The 22,162-nt window shown below is 68.7% G+C and carries 22 protein-coding genes; 7 read left to right on the top strand and 15 right to left on the bottom strand.

What is annotated here, in order from left to right; all coding sequences use genetic code 11:
* Position 1: 1 nt before the first annotated feature.
* From ACIHA7_RS13080 to ACIHA7_RS13070, 3 genes are all read right to left on the bottom strand, one after another.
* On the bottom strand, positions 2-868 hold the full coding sequence (locus tag ACIHA7_RS13080; RefSeq protein WP_397288901.1) for an ABC transporter permease: 867 nt from the start codon (positions 866-868) through the stop codon (positions 2-4).
* A gap of 1 nt (position 869) precedes the next feature.
* Positions 870-1,706 (bottom strand): ABC transporter permease, encoded by an 837-nt coding sequence (locus tag ACIHA7_RS13075; RefSeq protein ID WP_397288899.1) that lies wholly within the window; start codon positions 1,704-1,706, stop codon positions 870-872.
* 427 nt (positions 1,707-2,133) lie between these two features.
* Positions 2,134-3,225: a calcium:proton antiporter gene (locus ACIHA7_RS13070; protein WP_397288897.1), complete on the bottom strand. Its 1,092-nt coding sequence runs from the start codon at positions 3,223-3,225 to the stop codon at positions 2,134-2,136.
* 164 nt (positions 3,226-3,389) lie between these two features.
* Here ACIHA7_RS13070 and ACIHA7_RS13065 point away from each other — a divergent pair, with 164 nt between their 5' ends.
* Complete coding sequence (locus ACIHA7_RS13065) at positions 3,390-4,487, top strand: DUF4189 domain-containing protein (protein ID WP_397288895.1); 1,098 nt, start codon at positions 3,390-3,392, stop codon at positions 4,485-4,487.
* 3 nt (positions 4,488-4,490) lie between these two features.
* On the opposite strand, the gene ACIHA7_RS13060 is transcribed toward ACIHA7_RS13065, so the two are convergent.
* Positions 4,491-4,886 (bottom strand): nitroreductase/quinone reductase family protein, encoded by a 396-nt coding sequence (locus tag ACIHA7_RS13060; RefSeq protein ID WP_397288893.1) that lies wholly within the window; start codon positions 4,884-4,886, stop codon positions 4,491-4,493.
* A gap of 179 nt (positions 4,887-5,065) precedes the next feature.
* Between ACIHA7_RS13060 and ACIHA7_RS13055 the strand changes: the two genes are divergently transcribed.
* Entirely contained in the window at positions 5,066-6,217 is a 1,152-nt protein-coding gene (locus ACIHA7_RS13055) for an FG-GAP repeat domain-containing protein (RefSeq protein WP_397288891.1), read from the top strand.
* A 6-nt stretch (positions 6,218-6,223) separates the two neighbouring features.
* Here the strand turns inward: ACIHA7_RS13055 and ACIHA7_RS13050 are convergent, their stop codons facing one another.
* Positions 6,224-7,027, bottom strand: a complete 804-nt coding sequence (locus ACIHA7_RS13050) for a transglutaminase family protein (RefSeq protein WP_397288889.1) — start codon at positions 7,025-7,027, stop codon at positions 6,224-6,226.
* A gap of 141 nt (positions 7,028-7,168) precedes the next feature.
* Here ACIHA7_RS13050 and ACIHA7_RS13045 point away from each other — a divergent pair, with 141 nt between their 5' ends.
* On the top strand, positions 7,169-7,834 hold the full coding sequence (locus tag ACIHA7_RS13045; RefSeq protein WP_397288888.1) for a phosphate signaling complex PhoU family protein: 666 nt from the start codon (positions 7,169-7,171) through the stop codon (positions 7,832-7,834).
* A gap of 3 nt (positions 7,835-7,837) precedes the next feature.
* On the opposite strand, the gene ACIHA7_RS13040 is transcribed toward ACIHA7_RS13045, so the two are convergent.
* The gene (locus ACIHA7_RS13040; RefSeq protein ID WP_397288886.1) at positions 7,838-8,749 is read right to left on the bottom strand and encodes a LysR family transcriptional regulator; all 912 of its coding nucleotides are present in this window, start codon (positions 8,747-8,749) and stop codon (positions 7,838-7,840) included.
* Positions 8,750-8,819: 70 nt separating this feature from the next.
* Between ACIHA7_RS13040 and ACIHA7_RS13035 the strand changes: the two genes are divergently transcribed.
* Entirely contained in the window at positions 8,820-9,968 is a 1,149-nt protein-coding gene (locus ACIHA7_RS13035) for a TDT family transporter (protein WP_397288884.1), read from the top strand.
* A 21-nt stretch (positions 9,969-9,989) separates the two neighbouring features.
* Here the strand turns inward: ACIHA7_RS13035 and ACIHA7_RS13030 are convergent, their stop codons facing one another.
* Together ACIHA7_RS13030 and ACIHA7_RS13025 are read right to left on the bottom strand one after the other, a co-directional pair.
* Positions 9,990-10,841 carry an RNA polymerase sigma factor gene (locus tag ACIHA7_RS13030; RefSeq protein WP_397288882.1) on the bottom strand — a complete coding sequence of 284 codons (852 nt, stop codon included), beginning with the start codon at positions 10,839-10,841 and terminating at the stop codon, positions 9,990-9,992.
* A 59-nt stretch (positions 10,842-10,900) separates the two neighbouring features.
* On the bottom strand, positions 10,901-12,040 hold the full coding sequence (locus ACIHA7_RS13025) for an FAD-dependent monooxygenase (RefSeq protein WP_397288880.1): 1,140 nt from the start codon (positions 12,038-12,040) through the stop codon (positions 10,901-10,903).
* A gap of 113 nt (positions 12,041-12,153) precedes the next feature.
* On the opposite strand from ACIHA7_RS13025, the gene ACIHA7_RS13020 reads away from it, so the two are divergent.
* Complete coding sequence (locus tag ACIHA7_RS13020; RefSeq protein WP_397288878.1) at positions 12,154-13,083, top strand: TetR/AcrR family transcriptional regulator C-terminal domain-containing protein; 930 nt, start codon at positions 12,154-12,156, stop codon at positions 13,081-13,083.
* A gap of 15 nt (positions 13,084-13,098) precedes the next feature.
* Here the strand turns inward: ACIHA7_RS13020 and ACIHA7_RS13015 are convergent, their stop codons facing one another.
* Complete coding sequence (locus ACIHA7_RS13015; protein WP_397288876.1) at positions 13,099-13,974, bottom strand: haloalkane dehalogenase; 876 nt, start codon at positions 13,972-13,974, stop codon at positions 13,099-13,101.
* Positions 13,975-14,550: 576 nt separating this feature from the next.
* Here ACIHA7_RS13015 and ACIHA7_RS13010 point away from each other — a divergent pair.
* The gene (locus ACIHA7_RS13010; RefSeq protein WP_397288874.1) at positions 14,551-15,273 is read left to right on the top strand and encodes an HNH endonuclease family protein; all 723 of its coding nucleotides are present in this window, start codon (positions 14,551-14,553) and stop codon (positions 15,271-15,273) included.
* 57 nt (positions 15,274-15,330) lie between these two features.
* Here the strand turns inward: ACIHA7_RS13010 and ACIHA7_RS13005 are convergent, their stop codons facing one another.
* Positions 15,331-15,777 (bottom strand): hypothetical protein, encoded by a 447-nt coding sequence (locus ACIHA7_RS13005; protein WP_397288872.1) that lies wholly within the window; start codon positions 15,775-15,777, stop codon positions 15,331-15,333.
* Between the two features lie 128 nt (positions 15,778-15,905).
* Here ACIHA7_RS13005 and ACIHA7_RS13000 point away from each other — a divergent pair, with 128 nt between their 5' ends.
* The gene (locus tag ACIHA7_RS13000) at positions 15,906-16,697 is read left to right on the top strand and encodes a helix-turn-helix domain-containing protein (RefSeq protein ID WP_397288870.1); all 792 of its coding nucleotides are present in this window, start codon (positions 15,906-15,908) and stop codon (positions 16,695-16,697) included.
* A 45-nt stretch (positions 16,698-16,742) separates the two neighbouring features.
* On the opposite strand, the gene ACIHA7_RS12995 is transcribed toward ACIHA7_RS13000, so the two are convergent.
* From ACIHA7_RS12995 to ACIHA7_RS12975, 5 genes are all read right to left on the bottom strand, one after another.
* Entirely contained in the window at positions 16,743-17,666 is a 924-nt protein-coding gene (locus ACIHA7_RS12995; RefSeq protein ID WP_397288868.1) for a LysR family transcriptional regulator, read from the bottom strand.
* Positions 17,667-17,712: 46 nt separating this feature from the next.
* Entirely contained in the window at positions 17,713-19,278 is a 1,566-nt protein-coding gene (locus ACIHA7_RS12990; protein ID WP_397288866.1) for a hypothetical protein, read from the bottom strand.
* Positions 19,263-20,030, bottom strand: a complete 768-nt coding sequence (locus ACIHA7_RS12985; protein WP_397288864.1) for an ABC transporter ATP-binding protein — start codon at positions 20,028-20,030, stop codon at positions 19,263-19,265. The genes ACIHA7_RS12990 and ACIHA7_RS12985 overlap by 16 nt, the downstream gene beginning before the upstream one ends.
* A gap of 72 nt (positions 20,031-20,102) precedes the next feature.
* Positions 20,103-21,305 carry an FAD-dependent oxidoreductase gene (locus tag ACIHA7_RS12980; RefSeq protein WP_397288862.1) on the bottom strand — a complete coding sequence of 401 codons (1,203 nt, stop codon included), beginning with the start codon at positions 21,303-21,305 and terminating at the stop codon, positions 20,103-20,105.
* A 183-nt stretch (positions 21,306-21,488) separates the two neighbouring features.
* A complete protein-coding gene (locus tag ACIHA7_RS12975; protein WP_397288860.1) occupies positions 21,489-22,148 on the bottom strand; it encodes a PadR family transcriptional regulator in 660 nt (219 codons plus the stop codon).
* Between the last annotated feature and the right edge of the window lie 14 nt (positions 22,149-22,162).

Raw genomic sequence — 22,162 nt, 5'->3', positions numbered from 1 at the left:
ATTACCCCGTGAAGCTGATCGTCGCGTTGAAACCCCACAGCAGGATGGTGAGCACCATGTCGATGGCCACGATCGCCACCGACGAGGCGCGCACCGCGCGGCCGGAGGCGATACCGACGCCCTCGGGTCCGCCGGTGGCGAAGAAGCCGTAGTAGCTGTGGATGAGGATTACCACCGTGGCGAAGATGGCCACCTTGATCACCGCGGCGATCACGTCGAACCCGGCCACGAACTGGAAGAAGTAGTGGTCGTACACGCCCGCGGACTGGCCGTGCACCAGCGTGATCAGGCCGCGGCAGGACAGGTACGCCAGGATCAGCCCGATCAAAAAGGTCGGCACGATCGAGATGGCGCCCGCGATCACCCGGGTGGTCACGACGAAGGGCACCGAGCGCAGGCCCATCGCCTCCAGCGCGTCGATCTCCTCGGAGATGCGCATGGAACCGATCTCGGCGGTGATGCGGCAGCCCGCCTGCGCGGCGAAGCCGATGGCCGCGGCGATGGGCGCGAGCTCGCGGGTGGTCGCATACGCCGAGACGATGCCGGTGACCGGACCCATGCCGAGGATGTTCAGCATGGTGAACGACTCGACGGCCACCGAAGCGCCCATGACCAGGCCGAGCACGATCATCATCGGCACGGTGCCGCCGCCGACGATGACCGAGCCGCGGCCCCAGGTCATGTCGGAGATGATGCGCAGCGTCTCGTCGCGGTAGTGCTTGATCGTGGCGGGGATCGACGAGAGCACCTGCCAGACGAAGGCCAGCACGAAGCCGAGCGCCTCGAACCGCGCCAGCAGCAGCCCGCGGCGCTGATAGAAGCGGGTGAGCCAGCCCAAACCCTTGGGCACATAGGTCGATGCGGACATGTCAGACCAACTTCGTGGGCAGGAACATCTCGACCACCTGCGTGACGCCGAGGTTGACGACGGCGATCGACACCACCGACAGCACCACGGCCGCGTTCACCGCGTCGGCCACCCCGCGCGGTCCGCCCTTGGCCTCCAGCCCGCGCTGGCAGGCGATCACCACCACCAGGAAGCCGAACAGGGCCGCCTTGAGCAGCGAGACCCAGACATCGGCGACGGTGGTGAAGGAGCCGAAAGTGGCCCAGTAGCTGCCCGGTGTGACGTTCTGGCCGCCCACCGCGACCGCGTAACCCGCGACGATGCCGACGAAGATGATGAGGATATTCAGCAGCGGCGCCACCAGGATCATCGCGACCAGTCGCGGGATCACCAGGCGGGGAATCGGACTGATGCCCATGGTGTTGAGCGCGTCGATCTCCTCGCGGATCGTGCGCGCGCCCAGATCGGCGGCGATGGCGGCGGCGCCCGCACCGCCGAGCAGGAATCCGGTGGCCAGCGGGGCGCCCTGCTTGATCACGCCGAGGCCGCCGGTCGCGCCGAGCAGTGAGTCCGCGCCGAGCGTGTGAATGAGGTTGCCGACCTGAATCGAGACGATGACGCCGAACGGGATGGCGATCAGGATCGCCGGGATCGCCGTGACGGTGACCAACCGCCAGGCCTGTGTGGTCGCCTCGCGCCACTCGAACCGGCCGCGCACGATCCCGGTGACCGCGCCGGTCACCGATTCCCGTGCGATGTCCACGGCGCGACCGAAGGTCCGCAGCGACGAAACGACAGTGTCGGAGAAGTTCTTGCGGACGACGCGGACGGCGGTGGCACTCGAGCGAGCCCGGGTCATAGACGCCACTCGGGGCCCGTGCCGGGCCGGTGTGTCTCAGGTTTCACAGTCGTTCTCTCCATGATGGGCGTCACTGCCACCATGAAGCTATCGGTGACAACTGGTAACAGTAAAGCTGATCACGGTGTGACCATCGCCTCCTACTCGCTTGCCGATGACTAGCTTCATTGCCCGGTCAACAGCACGAGGTGGAAGTAAATGGCCGTTCTGATACGAGTTATCAGCATGTTTCGACATCACTGTGAGTTGCGTCATGTGATTTAGCTAACTCGCAGCAAGATCACAGACCGATCACGAAGGGGCGAAATCGGCAAAACGGATAAGCGGGACAGCCGCCGATCGACTAATGGGCCGGAGCTGGGCCAATAGTCAGCACACCGGCCATCCGGCCTGTCCTCGACCGGTGCCTGTGCGTCGGATCACAGGTTTACGGACTCACCGCGAGGAAGACGAACGCAGAGAACAGGGCCAGGTGGACGCCGCCTTGCAGCAGCGTCGCCCGGCCTGGCACGACCGTCAGCACACCGACCACGATCGTCAGCGCGAGCAACACCGTCTGCGTGGCGCCGAGCCCGAGCACCAGCGGCCCGTCCAGCCAGATGGTGGCCACGGCGATCGCCGGGATGGTCAGGCCGATGCTCGCCATCGCCGAGCCGAGCGCGAGATTGAGGCTGATCTGCACCTGATCGCGGCGCGCGGCGCGCACCGCGGCGAGGGTTTCCGGCAGCAGCACGAGCAAGGCGATCACCACGCCGACCGCCGACGGCGGCAGCCCGGCGTCGGCGACGGCCGACTCGATGGACGGCGACACCACTTTCGCCAGCCCCACCACGCAGACCAGGGCGACGAACAACATCACAAGGCTGAGCAGCGCGGCCTTGGCGGTGGGCGCCTCGCTGTGCACGTCCTCGTCGGTGACCACGCCGTTGCCCTCCACCGGCAGGAAGTCGTCCGGGTGTCGCACCGTCTGGACCATGACGAACAGCCCGTACAGCGCGAGCGAGGCGACCGCGGCGAAGGCGAGCTGGCCTGCGGAGAACTCCGGCCCGGCCTGGCTGGTGGTGAAGGTGGGCAGCACCAGGCTGAGCGTGGCCAGCGTCGCCACCGTGGCCAGCGCCGCGCCGGTGCCCTCCGCGTTGAACACCGCCACCCGCCGGCGCAGCGCGCCGACCAGCAGGGACAGCCCGAAGATGCCGTTGCAGGTGATCATGACGGCGGCGAAGACGGTGTCGCGGGCCAGCGACGCGGCCTTGTCGCCGCCGGAGATCATCAGCGTGACGATGAGCGCCACCTCGATGACGGTCACCGCGACCGCGAGCACCAGCGACCCGAACGGCTCGCCGACCCGGTGCGCGACCACCTCAGCGTGATAGACCGCCGCGAGCACCGCGCCGATCAGCGCGGCGGCCACCACGACCACCGCCGCGCCGGACAAACTTCGCCCCCAGGTGACGGCCAGCGCGAGGGCGGCGATGACAGGTACGAACACGGTCCAGCGGTCGGTCAACACACGGATCATGAGATCCATCGTTGCAGCTAACCCTCCGCACACAGGTCAGCGCGGTGCGGCGGCCCGAAAAAGGCACCGAATCGGACAATGCCCCCACTGGCAGGGGCAGATAACCGAGCGCCGAGTCGATACCCTGGCTCGGCCTTGATCGAGACGACCAGCAGCGGGGACGCATGTCAAACCCACCCGGCCCCTACCCCGGGCAGCCTTACGATCCACACGCGCAGCACGGCGCGGCGAAGGACGAACAGCAGGCTCCTGGCTACTCGCGCGCCGACCCGACCATGTTGAATCAGCCGGGCGCGTCCGACGTCGGGGCGCAGTCGCCGCATCCACGCGCGGACCCGACCATGCTCAATCCGGTTGGCCAGCCTGATCCGGGGTATCAGCAGGTACCGCCCGCGGATCCGACGATGCTGAACCCGCTGAATCAGCCCTACCAACCGGTGCCACCCGCCGATCCGACGATGCTGAACCCGTTGAGCCAGCAGGATCCGGCGTACCACCAGGGCCAGCCCTACGATCCGCAAGGGCAGCCGTACCCGTCGGTCCCGCAGTACCCGGTCCCGCAATATCAGCAGCCACCGCAGTACCAGCAAGCGCCGTATCAGCAAGCACCGGTGTATCAGCAAGCGCCGCAGCAGTATCCGCCGCAGCAGGGCGGATTCCCGCCCGGTCCGCCCGGGCAGGGCTTCCCGCCGCAGTACGGACCCGGCGGACCGGGCTCGGGTGGTGGCGGCGGTGGCAAGGTGCTCGCCGCGATCGGTTCGGTCCTGCTCACCCTGCTCGTGATCGGCGGGGTCATCGGGCTGAAGGTGCTGAAGAGCTCGGCCAAGAACGACCGTGTCGACGCCAGTGGCGCCGACACCACCAGCTTCGCCGTCGCCACCAGCACCGCAGGCGCGCCGACCACCCGGCCGAGCGCCAAACTCCCCCCGATCACCACGGCACCGCCGACCACGCCGAAGGTGACCACGGTGTGGCTCGCGGCGGCCTACAATGAGGCGACCGAGGAGGTGCACTGGGCCAGGAGCTCGATCAGCGAGGACGCCGCGGTCGGGCAGGCGCAGATCGCCTGCGGCGTTTCCTGTCAGGAGCCGGTCTGGTCGAAGGACGCCTGCGTAGCGTTCGCCTTCGGCCGCAACGGCGGCTGGGCCTCCGACTGGGGCAGCACCATCACCGAAGCACAGGACAAGGCGATGGCCAGGGCACAGACCTCCTTCGATATCGCGGGGCCCTTCCAGTTCTGGTCGAAGTGCGCGAAGGAGTAGGGCCTAACCGTCCAGGTCGACGCGGACGGTGAGCAGGTCGGTGCCGACCAGTTGAACCACGGCGCTGTTGCCGCGGGGCAGCTCACGCAGCCGGGCGCGCGCGTCGTCCTCGGGCAGCAGGTGCGCGGTGCCGGTGTACCAGCGGCCGTGCAGGCGTACTCGAACGCGGTTGTTCGCCTTGATGTTCCGGATGTACTGGGAGCGGTCGCCGAACTCGGAGACCAGCCAGAACTCGTTGCCAACCTTGCGGCCGCCGATCGGCGTGACGCGCGGCTGTCCGCTCACCCGGCCGACGGTCTCCAGCAGCTGCTGGGCGGGCAGCTTGCGCTGCAACGGATTGACGACCCGGCGCTGCAACGTGGTGACCACTCGATGTTGAATATCGCGCTTGCTCGGCATGCGGCGACGGTAGCACCGGGGCGCGACCCGCGAGCACCGAAAGCCTTGGCACACTGCCACAGTCGAATACCACCGTGGTGGGCAATCCGACGAATTGTCGAAATAACGGCAGTCTTACTGTGATGCACGTCATAAAGTCCGGGTCCCCCGCTTTACCACTGCGCACACCAGGACAATTCATGCACGCTTACTTCTCTCGCCCGCGCGGCGTGATTCTCGTCGCGGCCGCGACGTTCGGCCTACTCGGCTCGGTCCTGACCGCTCCCGCGCACGCCGCGGGCGCGATCAATTTCGCGCCGAAGGTGGATTCGCCGTCCGGCGGCCAATTTCCGTCGTGGGGCCCTGGTCCGTCGGCGATCGGCACGGTCACCGCCGACTTCAACGGCGACGGCAAGGCCGATATCGTCTCCGCCGATTTCCAAGGGGTCGGGCCGATTCTGATGACCGGCCGAGGCGACGGCCGGTTCAACACCGGCACCAGGGTGGGCGACGCGGGCAACGGCTTCGGCGCGGTAGGCGTCGGCGACCTCAACGGCGACGGCAAGCCCGACGTCGTCGCCCAAGCATGGACGACGGTCGCGACCTTCCTGAACAACGGCAACGGCACCTTCCGACCGGCCGAGAAGTACCTGACACTCGAAGGCGCACAACAGGAAGTGATCGTCGCGGACGCCAACGGCGACGGCAAGGCCGATGTGCTCAGCCTGGTGCCCGCGGGCGTGAAGACCTGGCTCGGCAAGGGCGACGGCACCCTCGAGGGCGGGGCGACCAGCTTGATACCCGGCGTCGCCGCCGCGTTCACCGTCGGAAAGTTCAACTCGGACAACAAGATCGATATCGCGATCAACAACGACGTGCTGCAACAGGTGCACGTGTTCACCGGTAACGGCGACGGCAGTTTCACCCGGCGCGGCGCGAGCACCAGCGGCTTGATCACCGAGGACATCCGTGCCGCGGACTTCGACAACGACGGCATCGACGACGTGATCACCGCCGACTCGTTCTCGTTCAGCACCACCCTGCTGCTGTCGGACGGACAGGGTGACTTCAAGAAGACCGACCGGGTGAACATCTCCGGCCTCGGCCCGACCAGCATCGCCGCCGGCGACTTCGATCGGGACGGGAAGCTGGATGCCGCGATGTCGGCGGTGCTGAACTCCAAGATGGTGATCTTCGCCGGCAACGGCGGAACCATCAGCAAGACAGGCGATTTCGACGTCACGGCACAGCCGCAGACGCCGGTCGTCGCCGACTTCGACGGCGACGGCAAGCTCGACATCGTGGTGGCGGGTAGCGCGAACGCGGTGTCGTTCCTGAGGAACATCTCCTGATCGCGCTCAGCAGACCGCAATCGGGGTGACGGTGTCGTCGAAGGGCAGCACACAGTCCACTGCGGCGTTGACCTGCAAGCTGCGCACCGTCATCTCGCCGCCGTGGTTGTCCAGGAACGCGATATCGGAGGCGTCCCGGCCGGTGGCGATCCGGACCAGGGTCGAGCGTGGCGCCAGGCCGGTGGCGTCGAGCGCGCGCCAGGCGCCGTCGACGTAGGCCTCGGCGACGGCGTGGAAGTCCATCGGCGCGCAGCCCGGCGCGTACACCGACGCCACCCGCGCCGGCACCTTCACCGCGCGTAGCAGCGCCACGACCAGGTGCGCGAAGTCGCGGCACACGCCAGCCCCGGACAGCAGCGTCTCCACCGCGCCGTCGATCGGGTCGCTGCTGCCCGCGACGTAGCGGATCCGGCGCCCGACCCACTGCGACACCAGCACCGCGAGCTGGGCATCCGGTGTGCCGGAACCGAACTCGGTGGCGGCGAAGCCGAGCAGCTTGTCCGACTCGGCGAACCGGCTGGGCCGTAGGTAGAGCGCGCGGTCGTAGTCGGTGGTCGGCTCCGGTGACGCGTGACCGAGCACGGTCGCCCGGTAGTGCGCGCGCAAAGTGCCTGGGCCGACCGAGAATTTGTGGATTCGGGTGCCGTGCGGGCCGAGGATCTCCCAGGGCGTGACGGCCCAGCCGTCCAGTTCGAACACCAGCGACTCGGTCAGATCCAGGTTCGGCTGGCGGGCGACGGCGATCTGGAATTCGAGAGTGGTCGGCGCGGTGATCGCCACCTCGAGCTGAGCTGAGACATCGCGCTTCACACCACAATCCTGCCCGTCGCGGTCAAGTGCCCTGCCTATTCTCGACCAGATAACGGCGCGTTGGCATCATCTGCACCGTCAATTCATGGCCAGGTGGGGATTAATGCGACCGGCCGCGCGGTTATGGGCGAGAATTTGCCCGTGCGCACCCAGTTCACTCGCGAGCTAGTCGCGTTGACCAATGATTTGACGTTGATGTGCAGGCTTACCCATGACGCGGCCGAGCGGGTGACCGACGCATTGGTCGGTGCCGACCTCACCGCCACGTATGAGGTTTTCGCACTCGATGAGCGACTACAGACGATGTACGGAGCCTGCGAGGCGCGGACGGTGGTGCTGCTCGCGTTGCAGGCGCCGGTCGCCCGCGACCTGCGCCACGTGGTCACCGCCATCCAGATCGCGACCGAGTTGTCCGGGATCGGCGCGCTGTTCAGCCGGGTCGCCGATCAGGTCTATCAAAGCCATCCCGGACATGTTGCGCCGCAACCGATCCTCGACATTCTGGCCGCCATGGGCACGCTCGCCGCGACCCGCACCGCGCTCAGCGGTCAGGCCGTCGCCACCGGGCACCAGGAACCGCCGGCCGAGCAGGACCCCGGCCTGCACGCCATGGAACTGCTGCACAAGCAGCTACATTCGGCCCTCGCCGCCCCAGGGCCCGAGCAGTCGACCACCGCCGCCATCACCATCGCCCTGCTCGCCAACCACCTCGAACGCTGCGTCGACCACACCGCCCGCATCGATCGCCTGATTCGCTTCCTGGACACCGGCGTTCCGCCGACGGCCCAGCCCGCCGACAGCGCGTAGGCGCTACCCGACGGTGGCGCGGGCGATCGTGTAGAGGTCGCGGGCCGGACCGATCGGCCGCTGCCCCGTCGGCCACACGGCGCGCAGGGTGCGCTCCAGTGCCACGCCGGTGACCTTCGGGGATACCAGGGTGCCCGCGGCGATCTCGGCTGCCACGGCCAGGGAGCTCAGCACGGCCGGGCCCGCGCCCGAGGCGACCGCGGTCTTGATGGCGGTGGTGGAGGACAGCTCCAGCGCGACCTCGGGCCGCCAGCCGGGGAGTTCGCGAGACATCGCGTGCTCGAACCAGTTTCGGGTGCCCGAGCCGGATTCCCGTTGGATCAGCGGGGTTTCGGCGAGTTCGGCGCGGCCGACCGAGCCGCGTCTGGCCCAGCGGTGCGCGGGCGCCACCACGACGACCAGGCGGTCGTGCGCGACGACGTGGGACTCCAGACCGCGGAATCTCTGCGGGCTTTCGATGAAACCGATGGCCGCCTTGTGCTCGAGGACCTGCTCGGCGACCTCGACGGAGTTGCCCGACTCCAAGGCGATCGCGGTGCCCGGCGCGGTGGCCCGCAGCTTCATCAACCAGGCCGGGAAGAGGTACTCGGCGATCGTCTGGCTGGCCGCGACCCGCAGGTGCGAGTCGCGTTCGGCGCGCAGCGTGTCGATTCCGGCGTCGAGTTGCTCGGCCGCGTGGATCACCCCGCGGGCCCACTCCGCGATCAGCGAACCGGCGGGAGTCGCCCGGGAGCCGAGCGTGGTGCGCTCCAGCACCGGTAGGCCGACGAGCCGCTCCAGGTACCGGATGCGCGAGGACGCGGAGGGCTGACTGATGCCGTGTGCCGCCGCCGCCCGGCCGAGGCTGCCCAGCTCGATCACCGAAAGCAGCAGGTCGAGCGCGGCCAGGTCGGGGACTCGCGGCGACAAGGGCATAGAACGAGTCTATGCATACATAGGCACACGCCCGCTAGCCGACCCGACGGCATCCGGCGACGCTGGAGACATGACCGCCACCGTGACCCGCCGCCCCGCACCTCGGCGTCTGGTCGGCGAGCTCGACCACCGCGGGCACCGGTCCGGCTCGCTGCGCCACCTCGGCCCCAACTGGTTCGCCGCGGTGATGGGCACGGGCATCGTCGCCACCGCCGCGGCCACGCTGCCGTGGCAGTTCCCCGGATTGCGCGGCGCGGCGACCGTCGGGTGGGCGCTGGCCGCCGCATTGCTGGTGGCGGTGAGCGTCGCGTGGGTCGCACACTGGGTGCACTTCCCCGACACCGCCCGCGACCATCGCAACCACCCGGTGATGTCGCAGTTCTTCGGCGCCCCGCCGATGGCCATGCTGACCGTCGGCGGCGGCACCTTGCTGCTCGGTTCCGACGTGATCGGGATGCCGGCCGCGGTGGCGATCGACTGGGTGCTGTGGATCGCGGGCACCGCGCTCGGCCTGCTGACCGCCTTCGCCGTCCCGTACCGGATGTTCACCAGGCACCGCGTCGGCGCCGACGCCGCGTTCGGTGGCTGGCTGATGCCGGTGGTCCCGCCGATGGTGTCCGCCGCGATGGGTGCCCTGCTCATCCCGCGCACCCCAGCGGGGCAGTTGCGGATGACCATGTTCCTGCTGTGTGTCGCGATGTTCGGTCTCAGTCTGATCGCCGCGCTGGTCACCATCACGATGATCTGGTCGCGGCTGGTGCATCACGGCACCCCGGCCGCGGGCATGGCGCCCACCCTGTGGATCGTGCTCGGGCCGCTCGGCCAATCCGTCACCGCGGCAGGCCTACTCGCCAATGCGGCCCCCGCGGCCCTGCCCGACCTCTACGCCAAAGGCTTCTTGGTCTTCTCGGTCATCTTCGGCCTCGTCACCTGGGGGTTCGCCATGCTGTGGCTGGCACTGGCGGGTGCGGTCACCGTAAAGACCTATCGTGCAGGCGAATTGACCTTCACCATGACCTGGTGGGGCTTCACCTTTCCGCTAGGCACCTGTGTCACCGGAAGCACCGTGCTCTATACCCACACCGGCGCAGACTTTTTCGCCGCCATCGCGGTCATCCTGTATGCCGTGCTGGTCGCCGCGTGGACGGTGGTGGCGGTGCGCACTGCTCGCGGCGTACTGAACGGCGCACTGCTACGGCCCGCCCCTGCGGCCAGCTGACCGATGCTTCGTGGTCAGCGGTCAGCTCAACAATGGGAAGCGGCCGGAGTGCAGCAGTCCGGCGATGGCGTCCATCTTCGCTTGCGGCGCAGCGTAATCCGGATGCGCGCGGAGGACGGCGGCCGCGTCGTGCAACCGGATCATCTGCTGTTCGGCTTGTGCGACGGTGCGGCCGCCAGGACTGATCGGGTGCCGGGCCAGGCTCGGCGCGTGCGGGTCGATCCGGCCCTGTGCGACGGCCGCGCCGACACGGCGCGAGCAGCGGCAGAAGGCATCGGGGTTGGCCAGGCCGCAGGTGGCGGTCAGGAATGAGCCGAGGCGTTTCTTCGCGCGCTGCAGGCGCTTTCGGTAGGCGGCCGGGGTGATGTCGAGGACCCAGGCGGCGTCGGTGGAGTTGAGTTCGAAGACGTCACCGAGCACGAAGGCGACCCGCTCGTCGCGGGCCAGGCACTGCAGCATGGCCTGACTGCAGGCGAGTCGGACCTCGTCGGCCAGCAGGGTCGCTTCCGGTCCGCGATAGTCCGCCTCGGCGAGCCCGTCGGCCAGGCCGTCCCGGAAAGCATCCAGGCTCAGCTGCGCCGCTTCCTGCGGGGTCTGTCTCTTCAGGTTCAGCAGATAGTTGACACCGACCCGGTAGGCCCAGGTGAGCAGCTTCGCCTCGGCGCGCCAGGTGTCGAGATGGCCGAGCACCCGCAACAGGATCTCCTGTGTCGCATCCTCGGCCTCGGCGGGCCGCCACACCATCCGCAGCGCGAGCCGGTACAGCGGATCGCGCAGCAGGCGCACCACCTCGGCGAGCGCGTCGCGGTCACCGGCGACAGCGCGCTCGACCAGCACCCGCTCCTCGGCCTCGCCCTTCGCCTCCGTGCCCATCCAGCCATCCTTCGGCGAACCCGACTGCGGCGCAAGCGATGGCTGCCCTCGGGCGGATGTCAGTAGTTCCGCAAGGTGACGAGTTCGGGGTCGGCCTCCGGCGGATTGGCGGCCATCGCGTCGAACACCTCCTGCGGCGGCGGTTCGGCGAACAGCATGGCGACCACTTCCTCGGCGCCTGCCTGGTTGGTTTTCACGTAGTCACGCAGCTGGTTCTCGTAGCTGGCGAACGCGGCCGCGTAATCACCGGCGGCAGTGGCCAGTTCGCCCGCCAAGACGTATGCACCGATGAGGGCCTGTGACGTGCCGCGACCGGACAGCGGCGACGCGCAGGCGCAGGCGTCGCCGAGCAGCACGATCCGGCCCTTCGACCAGGTGTCCATGCGGACCTGGCCGACCGGCGTCAGGTACAGGTCCGACGACGCGGCCAGATACGCCAGCAGGCGCGGCATCTCCCAGCCGTCGCCGGCGAAGCGTTGCGCGAGGAGGCGCTTCTGTGCGTCGAGGTCGCGCCGGTCGTAGTCGAACAGCTCCGCGGCGAAGTACAGCGAGGCGCGGGCCTCGGTGTTGTCCCTGGCGCTGAACACATTCGCCGACTTGCCGTCGCCGAGTTGGCAGGCGCGGCCCTCGTAGTCGAGGTTCAGGAAGTTGTCGGTGGTGAAGATGGCGTTGTAGACACCCAGGTGGTGGACGTAGTCCGGGTGAGGGCCGAAGGCGAGGGCGCGCACCTTCGAGTACATCCCGTCCGCGCCGACCACCAGATCGAACCGGCGCGGCCCGCCGCGTTCGAAATGGACGAGCACGCCGTCGGCGTCCTCGTCGAGCGCGGTGATCGAGTTGTCGAAGAGGTACTCGGTCTCGTTCTCGGTCAGGGCGTAGAGGATGTCGGTCAGGTCGCTCTTGAGCACCTCCAGTTCACCGGCGAAGATCGCCGACGGCATGGTCACGAGGTGGTGCCCGTCGCTGTCCACCACTTCGCTGTCGCGAATGGTGGTGCTGTACTTGCGCACCTCATCGAGGATTCCCATCCGTTCGAGCACCGTCATCGCCGCACCCCGGAAGTCGACCGCGTAACCGCCGGGGCGCGGTGCCGCGGCCCGCTCCACCACCGTCGAGGTGTAGCCGTGCCTGCGCAGCCAGTACGCCAGCGCCGGGCCTGCCACTCCGGCGCCGGAGATCAGGATGTTCGTATTCGTCATGGGGGTTCTCACTTCCGCTTCGAGCTGTCGGAGTACAACGTACATGTCGCTCTGTACGTTGTACATAGCGTACTAGCGCAGTTTCTACTGGCAGTGCGGCTAACATTCGTGCCATGCGTACTAGTACGGCCGACGCAGCGGACCCCACCCCGCCCTACCTGCGGATCGCGGCGGAGATCCAGCAGCGGATCACCTCCGGCGACCTACGGGCCGGCGACCGGGTGCCCTCGGCACGGCAGATCACCAAGGACTGGGGCGTCGCCATCGCCACCGCCACCAAGGTGCTGGCCGTGCTGCGCCAGGAAGGAATGGTGCGCGTGGTGCCGGGTGTCGGCACCGTGGTGGACACCCCGAGGGCCGCACCCGCGCGCGAGCACAGCCGCGATGCCGAACTGACCGCCGAGCTGGTGGTGCGCGCGGGTATGGCCATCGCCGACGCCGAAGGCCTTGCGGCACTGTCGATGCGCCGCGTGGCCACCGAACTCGGTGTGCCGACCATGTCGCTGTATCGCCACGTGGGCAGCAAGGATCGACTGGTGCTGCTGATGGCGGACGCAGCCTTCGGTGAAGCCGAGTTCCCAGATCCGGCGCCCGCCGGGTGGCGGGAACGCCTGGAGCTGCTCGCCCGCCTGCAATGGGCGATGTACCACCGGCATCCGTGGGTCGTCGCGGCCATCTGGGTGAATCAGCCCGATCCGACGCCGAAGTTGTTGGCGCACACCGAATGGGCGGTGCGCGCCTTCGACGACCTCGGCCTCGATCCGGACGCGGTGATCTACGCCCACGTCTCGTTGTACAGCTACGTCCGCGGCATCGCGGTGAACCTGGAGTTGGAGGCCGGGTTACGGCGGGCAGGCGCACCGATCGAACCGTGGGATGTCCGCGAGCCGGAGTTCGAGCAGTTCCTGGCCGGCGGGCAGTTTCCCACGCTCGCACGGCTCAACGAGCGCAACGACTTCCAGTTCGACATCGACCGGCTCTTCGAGTTCGGCCTGCGCCACCTTCTCGACGGGTTCGCCGCCACGGCGGCACGGCGCGAGTGAACGGTGCGGGACCGCTCAGGCGATCTCGGCGGTCGTGCCGACGAGCGCGTGCCGCCGCAGCCACTCGGCCACCGCCGCGCCGATCTCGTCCGGCCGATCTTCGGGAGCGTGATGGCCGGCCGGGCCGATCGACGCGACCTCGGCGCCGGCGAAGGTGGCTGCGGCCCACTGGATCGCCTCGGGCGCACCGAGTCCGACCCCGTTCGCCAGACCGAGCACCAGCTTCGGCACCTCGGGCGTGCGCGCCGCCCACTCCCCGTACTTGCGCACGATCGCCACCACGTCCGCGGGCTCCCCGTCCAGCGGAAACTCCCGCGGCCAGACCAGCAGCGGCTTACGGGATTCCGGCGTCGGGTAAGGCGCGCGGTAGACGTCGTGGTCCTCGGGTGCCAGCTCCGCGACACCCTTGGGCAGGTTGAACTCGATGAACATATTCTCCTGCAACACCATTCGCTCCCCCTCGGCGCTGCGGAACTTCCGGAACAGCTCGGCGCCGAGTGGCGGCATGTCGGCCCAGCGCATCGGCCGCAGGAAGGTCTCGATCAGCGCGATGCCGCGCACCCGCCCCGGATGGCGGGCGGCCCAGTCCAGTCCGAGCGCGCCGCCCCAGTCGTGGCCGACCAGCACCACCTGGTCCAAGTCGAGCGCGTCGAACCAGGCGTCCAGGTAGCGGGCGTGATCGACGAACCGGTAGCCGATGTCGGGCTTGCCGGAGGCGCCCATGCCGATGAGATCAGGCGCCAGCGCCCGGGTTCGGTCGCTGACGTGCGGAATCACGTTGCGCCACAGGTGCGAGGAGGTGGGGTTGCCGTGCAGAAACACCACCGGCACCGCACCGGTGCCCGCGTCGCGGTAGGTGATGAACGAGTCGAGAACGTCGACGGTTGCCATGATCAGTCCTTCCAAGGTCCGGCCTTCTTGCCTTCACTCGGTTTGGACACCGGAATCCACCCTGCTGTGACCGCCACCGAAGTGACGCGCGTCACCGCAGCGCGGGGATTCCGCACCGTAGACGTGCCACGCGATTACTCGTCATATCCGTACGAATCCAGTAGAACTAACAATCAGCCTGAAATGAACCTGAGAATAATCCCGAATCAGGGCGATGAGCTTGCCAAGATCAGGCCCCACTATCTACTGTCTCAATACGTAGCAACGAGTTGCTCCTGATCATCACGAGCGAGTCGGCCCGGCGCGGTTCGACATCGCGGATCCTCCCTCATCGGACCCGCGGTGTCGGTGGGTGCGGAACATGGACTGGACACCCATCGGCACCCCCGCGCGACGGCCGATCTCCCTCGTGATCAGCCACCCTCGAGTCGGCGCCGGCACGGCGACTCGAGGGTGGTGCCGTATCCAGCCCCCTTGGCTGTGCGGAACGTCATACACCGCAATCACTTCCACGACCTCCACCGCCGGATACGTTGGCGCCCGATATAGTTCAGGTGGTTGGCGTTAGGAAGCTCGATGAAGTTCACAGTTCAGCGGCTCGCTCTGATCGGGCTGGCCATCGCGACATTCATCGCAGTGTCCTACTACTACGTGAACCGAGTCGAATCCCCCAGGGCAAGCGCGCAGTGCAACTCCACCCTCTGCGCGGACGCGCCAGCCAGCATGCCCGGCCGCGACACCCTCGCCCTGCTCGAGACCATCCGGGTGGCAGGCCGCGCCCCCAAAACCGGTTACACCCGTGAACAATTCGGCCCCGCCTGGACCGATGACGTGTCCGTCCCCGGTGGCCACAACAAGTGCGACACCCGCAACGACATCCTGCAGCGGGATCTCACCGAGGTCACCTTCAAGGACAACAGCCGCTGCGTTGTCGCCACCGGCACCCTGAACGACCCGTACACCGGCAAGACCATCAAGTTCGTCCGCGGCCCGAAGACCTCCGACGACGTGCAGATCGACCACGTCATCGCGCTGTCGGACGCCTGGCAGAAAGGCGCGCAACAGCTTTCCGAGGCGCGGCGCCGTGACCTGGCCAACGATCCGCTGAACCTGCAGGCCGTCGACGGCCCGACCAACCAGTCCAAGAGCGACTCCGACGCCGCCAGCTGGCTGCCGCCGAGCAAGGGCTACCGCTGCGCCTACCTGACCAGGCAGATCCAGGTCAAAGCGGCCTACCAGCTCTGGGTCACCCAGGCCGAGAAGGACGCCATGACAAGAGAACTCAGCACCTGCCCCTGAGTGCGGCTCAGGCCATCCGCACGACAACCTTGCCGAACGGGTCGCCGTCGCGGCCGTTCATCGCACGCCCTCGATGTACTGGTGGTCGGACAGGATCCGGCCCTCGTCGTCGAGGCCGATGACCTCGAAGCCGCCACCGGCGACCGCACCGTCGGCCTTGGCCACCATGGTCCAGCTCACCCCGAGGAGTCCGGCGGGCAACCGGAATGCCGGGGCCGCGACGGCGAACTCATACTCGCCCGATGCGATGAACATCTCGTAGGCGCGAGTCACTCTGTGGTCCATGGCATCGTGACCGCGCACCTCCAGTGCGGGCATCGGGAACCGCAGCCGCTCAGCCTCTTCCCGCATCTCCACCGGTGGGTCGACCAGGGTCTGCGCGCCGGTCGGTGCCCACAGTTCCCGGATTCGCTTGCGTCGGGCCTCGGGGTCGGCTTCGTTCCACAGCGCGGCGTACTGCTCGGCGAAGCGGGTCAGTTCGTTGTCGTTCAGTTGCTTGCTCATGGCACAGAGCTTCGCCGTCTCGGCGATACCGCGCGATTCCCGGCAGGGAATAGCCGAATCGTGGCGAAGCTGCTGCTCATACCCTCCACGGAATCGCGAGCGAGCCCACGTCGGATAAGACTGTGCACATGACAACGGCAATAGCAGCACCGGGATTCGCCCGTGAGCTGAAGCATTGGCGGACCCTGCGCCGGGTCAGCCAGCTCGACCTCGCGATCCGGGCGGACACCACGCAGCGGCATCTGAGCTTTCTGGAGCAGGGGCGATCGCGGCCGGGGCGCACCATGGTGGTGCGGCTGGCTGAGTCGCTGGAGTTGTCGCTGCGGGAACGCAACAGCCTGCTGCTCGCGGCGGGCTACGCACCTGCCTTTCCCGAATCCGATCTGGACACACCGGAATTGGGTCCGGTACGCGAGGCGCTGAAGACGATCCTGGACGGTCACCAGCCCTACCCCGCACTGGTGGTGCGCCCGCGCGGCGTCCTGCTCGCCGCCAACGCCGCCTTCGAGGTACTCACCGAGGGCGCCGCTCCGGAACTGCTGGAGCCGCCGATCAATGTGCTGCGCCTCGCACTGCATCCGGACGGGCTGGCCAGGCGCGTGGTCAACCTGCCCGAGTGGGGCAGGCATGTCATCGAGGCGCTGCGTGGCCGCGTGTCGCGCAGCCCCGACACGGCCCTCGAGGCATTGATCGCGGAGCTGGAAGGCTATCTGCCGCAGGCCGAACCTGGCCCGGACCATCTCGGTTTCGCGGTACCGCTGCGGCTGCGCAGCGACGACGGTGAGCTGCGGCTGATCACCACGCTCACCTCGTTCGCCACGGCCACCGACATCACCCTCGCCGAACTGCACCTGGAAGCGTTCCTGCCCGCCGACGAGCAGACGGCCGAGATCCTCCGCACGCGCGCGGCCCGCGGCTAGCTCCTGCGGCGATCCGCCGGAGGGACTTCGGCACAGGCCCGGGGACTACCGGGTGCGGGCGGCGGCGCGCAGGCGGGCGTGCACCAGGTCGACGTGCGGGCGGGTGACAGTGCCGGGGCGGCGGACCAGGAAGCCGGTGTTGATCGGCGGGTCGGGCGGGTCGAGCAGGGTGACCAGCATGTTCGAATCCAGTTGAGCCGCACACAGATAACGCGGTAGCACGCTGACGCCCGCACCCGCGGCGACCGCGGCGGCGACCGCACGCAGGTCCGAGACGATCACCGCGGCCTCGCCCGTGAGCCGGATGCCGAAGACGTGCCGCCAGTACCGGCGCAGGATCGGCAGGTCGGCGGCGTAGCTGACGAGCGGGACCGTGATCAACGCGGCCGGACCCTCGGCGCGCAACCGCGCGAGGTCGATTCGTGCGGCGACGGCGGGCGCGGCGACCAGCACGAATTCTTCGTCGGACAACGCCTCGGCGACCACCGTCCGGCCCCGCGGGCGCACGGTCGACACCACGATGTCGTGGTGACCGGCGCGCAGCCCGGCCAGCAGATCTTCCGACAGCCCGGCCGTGACCGTCAGCCGGACTCCCTCGGCCACCAGCGGCGCCAGCGCCGGAAGCGCCTGCACCGCAAGCATTTCCGCGGGCCCCGCCAACCGGACCGGTGGCTGCGCTTCGAACTCCGCCGCGATACTCGGTCCGGCAACGGCATTCAACGCGTCCAACGGTTCGGCGATCCGCGCCGCCAACTCCGCGGCGGCCGCCGTCGGCGCGACACCGCGCGGCAGCCGCTCGAACAGTCGCTGTTCCAGCCGCTTCTCCAGCGCCTGCAACTGCGCGGTCACCGTCGGCTGCGACAGCCCGACCAGCCGGGCCCCCGCGGTGATCGACCCCGCCCGGTGCACGGCCAGAAACGTGCGCAACTGATTCAGATCCAAATTGCCATCGGAATCCCTATCGCCCACCCGACCAGTCTATTGCCTCGCCGATGTTGCTACACCGAACCTTGCCTCACTTCGGACGGACGGCGGCGAGTAGCTCCGGCCCGCCCGTGGCCAGCCGCCGTTCCGCGATACGGGCACCGACCAGGGCCGCCGAGATACCGAGGCCGAGCCCGACCGGGACCGCCAGCCATTCGACCGCCTTCAGCTCGGTCGCGCGGCCGACCAGCAGGATGACCACGACCGGAAGCACCGAGAACATCTGCCCGAGGATCATGGCGAACTGGATCAGCATCTTCGCGCACCCCGGATTACCCGAACCGGAGAACGGATTACCGGTGCGCGGCGGCAGCGGGTACGGCGCGATGACCGACAGCAGCAGCGCCGAGCAGACCCCGACGCCCAGCGCGACGGCGTACAGCGAGAGCACCCACGGATACGTCTCCCAGCGGCCGAGCGCTCCCGGCAGAATCAGGCTGAGCGGCAGCGTCGGCACCCCGACCACCAGCAGCAAGGCCAGTAGGCGACCGCGCACGTCCGCGCGGGCCGCGCCGGGGGTGACGAGGGTTTGCCACAGCGCGGTGCCGTCGTAGCCGTAGAGATTGGCGGCGGCCAGCACGGCGAACAAGGCCGCGGTGACCCCCGCGAACGGCACGCCGCCGGCGCCGCCGCCTTGGACGGCCGGGAACACCGGCATCAGGATCCCGACCACCAGCACCGGCAGCAGTGTGGCCCGGCGGCGGCTGTCCCGCCACCAGGTGCGGAGCTCCTTGACCAGCACGGCGCCGACCGGTCCGCCCTGCCGCACCCGGCCGAGCAGACCGCCGCCGCTGGTGCCCGCCACCGAGTTCATCGGCGCGGCCAAGCGCCGGGCCAGCAGCACCGACCACGCTTGCCACAGCCCGAGCGACGCCGCGGCCAGCGCGACCAGCGCAAGCAGTGCGATCGGCCAATCCCCTTGCGCCGCAGCTTCGACGGCGGCGGGTGCCCAACCGGACGGTGCCAAGCGCAGCACCGTCGCGGCACCGGACGGCATGTCCCGCAGCGCGCTCACGTGCCCGAGCAGCCAGCTCAACGGGTAGTAGGCGAGGCCGACCAACCCGGCCAGCAGTACACCCAGATCTTTGCCGCGCCGCGACCGCATGGCCGCGCCGACCCAGGCGAGCACCACCCGCGACAGCAGCACCACGAACACCAGCTGCAGCAGCACGCCGATCAGCGCGATCAGCGTTGCCGCCCAACCCCATTGCGCCGCGAGCACGATCAGCCCGCTGAACGCGATCAGGTTGATCACCGGCGCGGGTCCGGCGAACGCCGCGGCAAGCAGCCCGGCGGCCAGTCCGCGATGGCTGATCGGCAGCAGCCGCAGATGCTCCGGTTGCACGGTCTCGTCGCTGCTGCCGATCAGCACCGGACCGCACAGCCAGCCGAGCGTCCACATCCCGAACAGCGTTGCCGCGATGGTTGTTCCGTGCGCCACGTCGCCGTGGCGTACCGCGAAGCCGATCACCGCCGCCGTGCCGACCGCGCAGCAGGTACCGGCCAGGATGCCGGTCACGAAGGTGAAGCCCATCCAGCCGTTGGTCAGCGCCCGCCTGGTGAGCAGCAGGCGCATGCGGATCAGGACGCCAGCCACGACAGCCCGTCCTCGCCGCCGACCCGACCACCGACGAGGCGAACGAACGCCTCCTCCAACGTGGCTCCGCCGCGCACCTGCTCCAGCGTGCCCGCCGCGACCACCCGGCCACCGGTGATCACCGCGACCTGGTCGCACAGGTTCTCCACCAGTGCCATCACGTGACTGGACAGCACCACCGCACCGCCCGCGGCGACGAAGCGCTGCAGGATGGTGCGAATCGTGCTCGCGGACACCGGATCCACCGCCTCGAACGGCTCGTCGAGCACCAGCAGCTTCGGCGCGTGCAGCAGCGCGGTCGCGAGGCCGATCTTCTTGCGCATGCCCGCGGAGTAGTCGACCACCAGGGTGCCTTCGGCGCCGGTCAATTCGAACACCGCGAGCAGTTCGTCGGCGCGCTCGGCCACGGTGCGCTCGGGCATGCCGCGCAGAAGCCCGGTGTAGGTGAGCAATTCCCGTCCGGTGAGCCGCTCCGGTAGCGCGAGCCCGTCCGGCAGCACGCCCGCCAGCGTTTTCGCGCGCACCGGATCGGCCCACACGTCGGCGCCGAAGATCTCGGCACGGCCGCTGTCGGGCCGCAGCAGTCCGCAGGCCATCGACAGCGTCGTCGTCTTGCCCGCCCCGTTGGGGCCGACCAGGCCGAAGAAGGAGCCCGGCGGTACCGCCAGGCTCACGTTGTCGACGACCCACGGACCGCCGAAACGTTTGCACAGGCCCGTCAGGTGCAGGGCAGGCTGGTGGTCAGGTTGCATCGTTCCCCCGGAGACTTCTCGATTTGATGTGCTCCAAGAGTACGGACCACCAGCCCGCCCGGTGCGCGCGAATCAGACCGCTACGGCCGATTCCTGATTCGCGGGCGCGGCCCAGTCGATCCGGTAACGCTGCTCGGGCCCGATGGACTTCTCGGGGTTCATCATCCTGATGAACAGCGGAGCAAGCAGCTGCATCATCTTGCGCCCGACCGGACCGAGGGTCTTGCTGGTGTTGGCCTTCGCCGCCCGGGCCGCGACGGCCTCCACCCGACCGCGGCGCAGCTGCTCATAGGTGGCGAACGCCGCGGGCACCGGCAGGTCACGCAGGCAGCGCGCGATCTGGATGGCACTCTCGATGGCCAGCGACGCGCCCTGCCCGGAGCTGTTGGACGGCGCGTGCACCGAGTCACCGACCAGCACCATCCGGCCGCGGAACCAGTGCGGCACCGACGGCATGATGTGCAGCGCGCCGGTGACTTCCAGCTGCTCCTCGGTGGTGCGCCTGGCCAGTTCGCCGCCGGGGGTGTCCTCGGCGTAGGTCTCGCGCAGGACGTCCAGCCAGTGCGATTTCGGGATCGCACGGGCCGCGGTGAGCGACAGGTACTCCTGGTGCGGCAGGTTCGCGCCCCACATCACCCGACCGTCGCCGCCCGGCCCGTACAGGTAGTACGCCTTCTTGCCGAACGCGAAGGTCATGGTGTCGGCCGGGATCTCGCCGTCGTAGTCGACCAGCGCACCGAAGCCGAGCATGCCGAGGTACTCCGGCCCCGGCGCCTGCGGGTCGATCAAACCGCGCACCGTCGATCGGATGCCGTCGGCGCCGATCAGCACGTCGGCGGTGGCCGTGCTGCCGTCGGTGAACCGGGCGGTGATGCCCGACTCCGTCTCGGCGACATCGACGAGGCGCTTGTTGTATTCGAAGGGCACACCGGCGGCGACCGCGTGATCGTGCAGCGTCTGGTGCAGTTCGCCGCGGTCGACCAGTTGCAGCGGCGGCAGGCCGGACAGGCCGGGCATGTGCATGTCCTTGCCGTTGATGGACAGGCCCATCTTCGGCACCGGTACGGCGATGTCGCGCACGGCGTCGCCCACGCCGATGATGTCCAGCGCGGCAATGCCGTTGGGGGCGAGCGCGAGCCCGCTGCCGATGTTGTAGGACGGGCCGGGATAAGCCTCGTAGACGCGGGCGTCGATCCCCGCCTTCAGCAGGGCGGTCGCGGCGACCGGTCCGGCGATGCCGCCGCCGATGACCAGTGCGGTTCGAGTTTCGGACATGGGTGTCTCCAAGTTCGGGTTCTGCGGATTTTTCGAATCCCCGAACCGACCCGTGCGCAACGCACCCAGTTATCCTGTGGTTGCCAGCCTTGTAGCCGGGTGCGCGTACGCGGGCGCGGTTCGAGACTGTTCAATCGGGCTCGGCGGCGGTGTTGCCGCACCCCGCCGGGCCTGGTCTCGTTGTCAGGACGATTCCTGTTCGGTCATCCCCCTTTCCACGGACGCGATGACTTCCGCCACCGGGATGTCGTCGGCGTGCACCTGCCGCCACCAGTCCACCTCGGGGAACGTGCCGTCGACGAGTTCGTCGCGCAGCGAACGGGCCCAGGCGACTTCGGCTTTCAGCATGGCGAGCCCGTATTCGGATTCGATGATGAACAGGCGAGGCAGCTTGATGGTCGTGACGTGGTCGAGCTCCCGGCGCACCGAGTCGATGAGCCTGCCGAGCGCCTCGATGCGCTGGCCGAGCAACTCGATGACCTCGTCAGGAGGCAGCACCGCGAGCACGGAAAGCCCCGCGACGAACCGGCTCGGTTCCGGTTGTGGTTCGGCCAGCAGTTCCCGGGTCCAGTCGGTGAGTTCGGCGCGGCCGGCGTCGGTGATCCGGTAGATCACCCGCTCCGGCCGGGCACCGTCGCGCTCGCTGCCGACGACCTCCAGGAAACCGACCTTCGCCAGGTTCTGCACGACGGTGTAGAGCGAGCCCCACTTGATGTCCATGTCCTGGTCTTTGCCGCGGTCGCGCAGCGTCTGGGCGATCTCGTAGCGGTGCTTGGGCCGGTCGACCATCACGGAGAGCACCGCGAGCGCGAGCAGGTTGTTCACCTTGCGCTTCTTGGCCATCGCTCCTCCTTACT

The sequence above is a fragment of the Nocardia sp. NPDC052316 genome (assembly GCF_044547795.1).
Classification (GTDB): Bacteria; Actinomycetota; Actinomycetes; order Mycobacteriales; family Mycobacteriaceae; genus Nocardia.
Note: the sequence above shows the minus strand (reverse complement) of the source record. Positions and strands in the feature narration are given on the sequence as shown.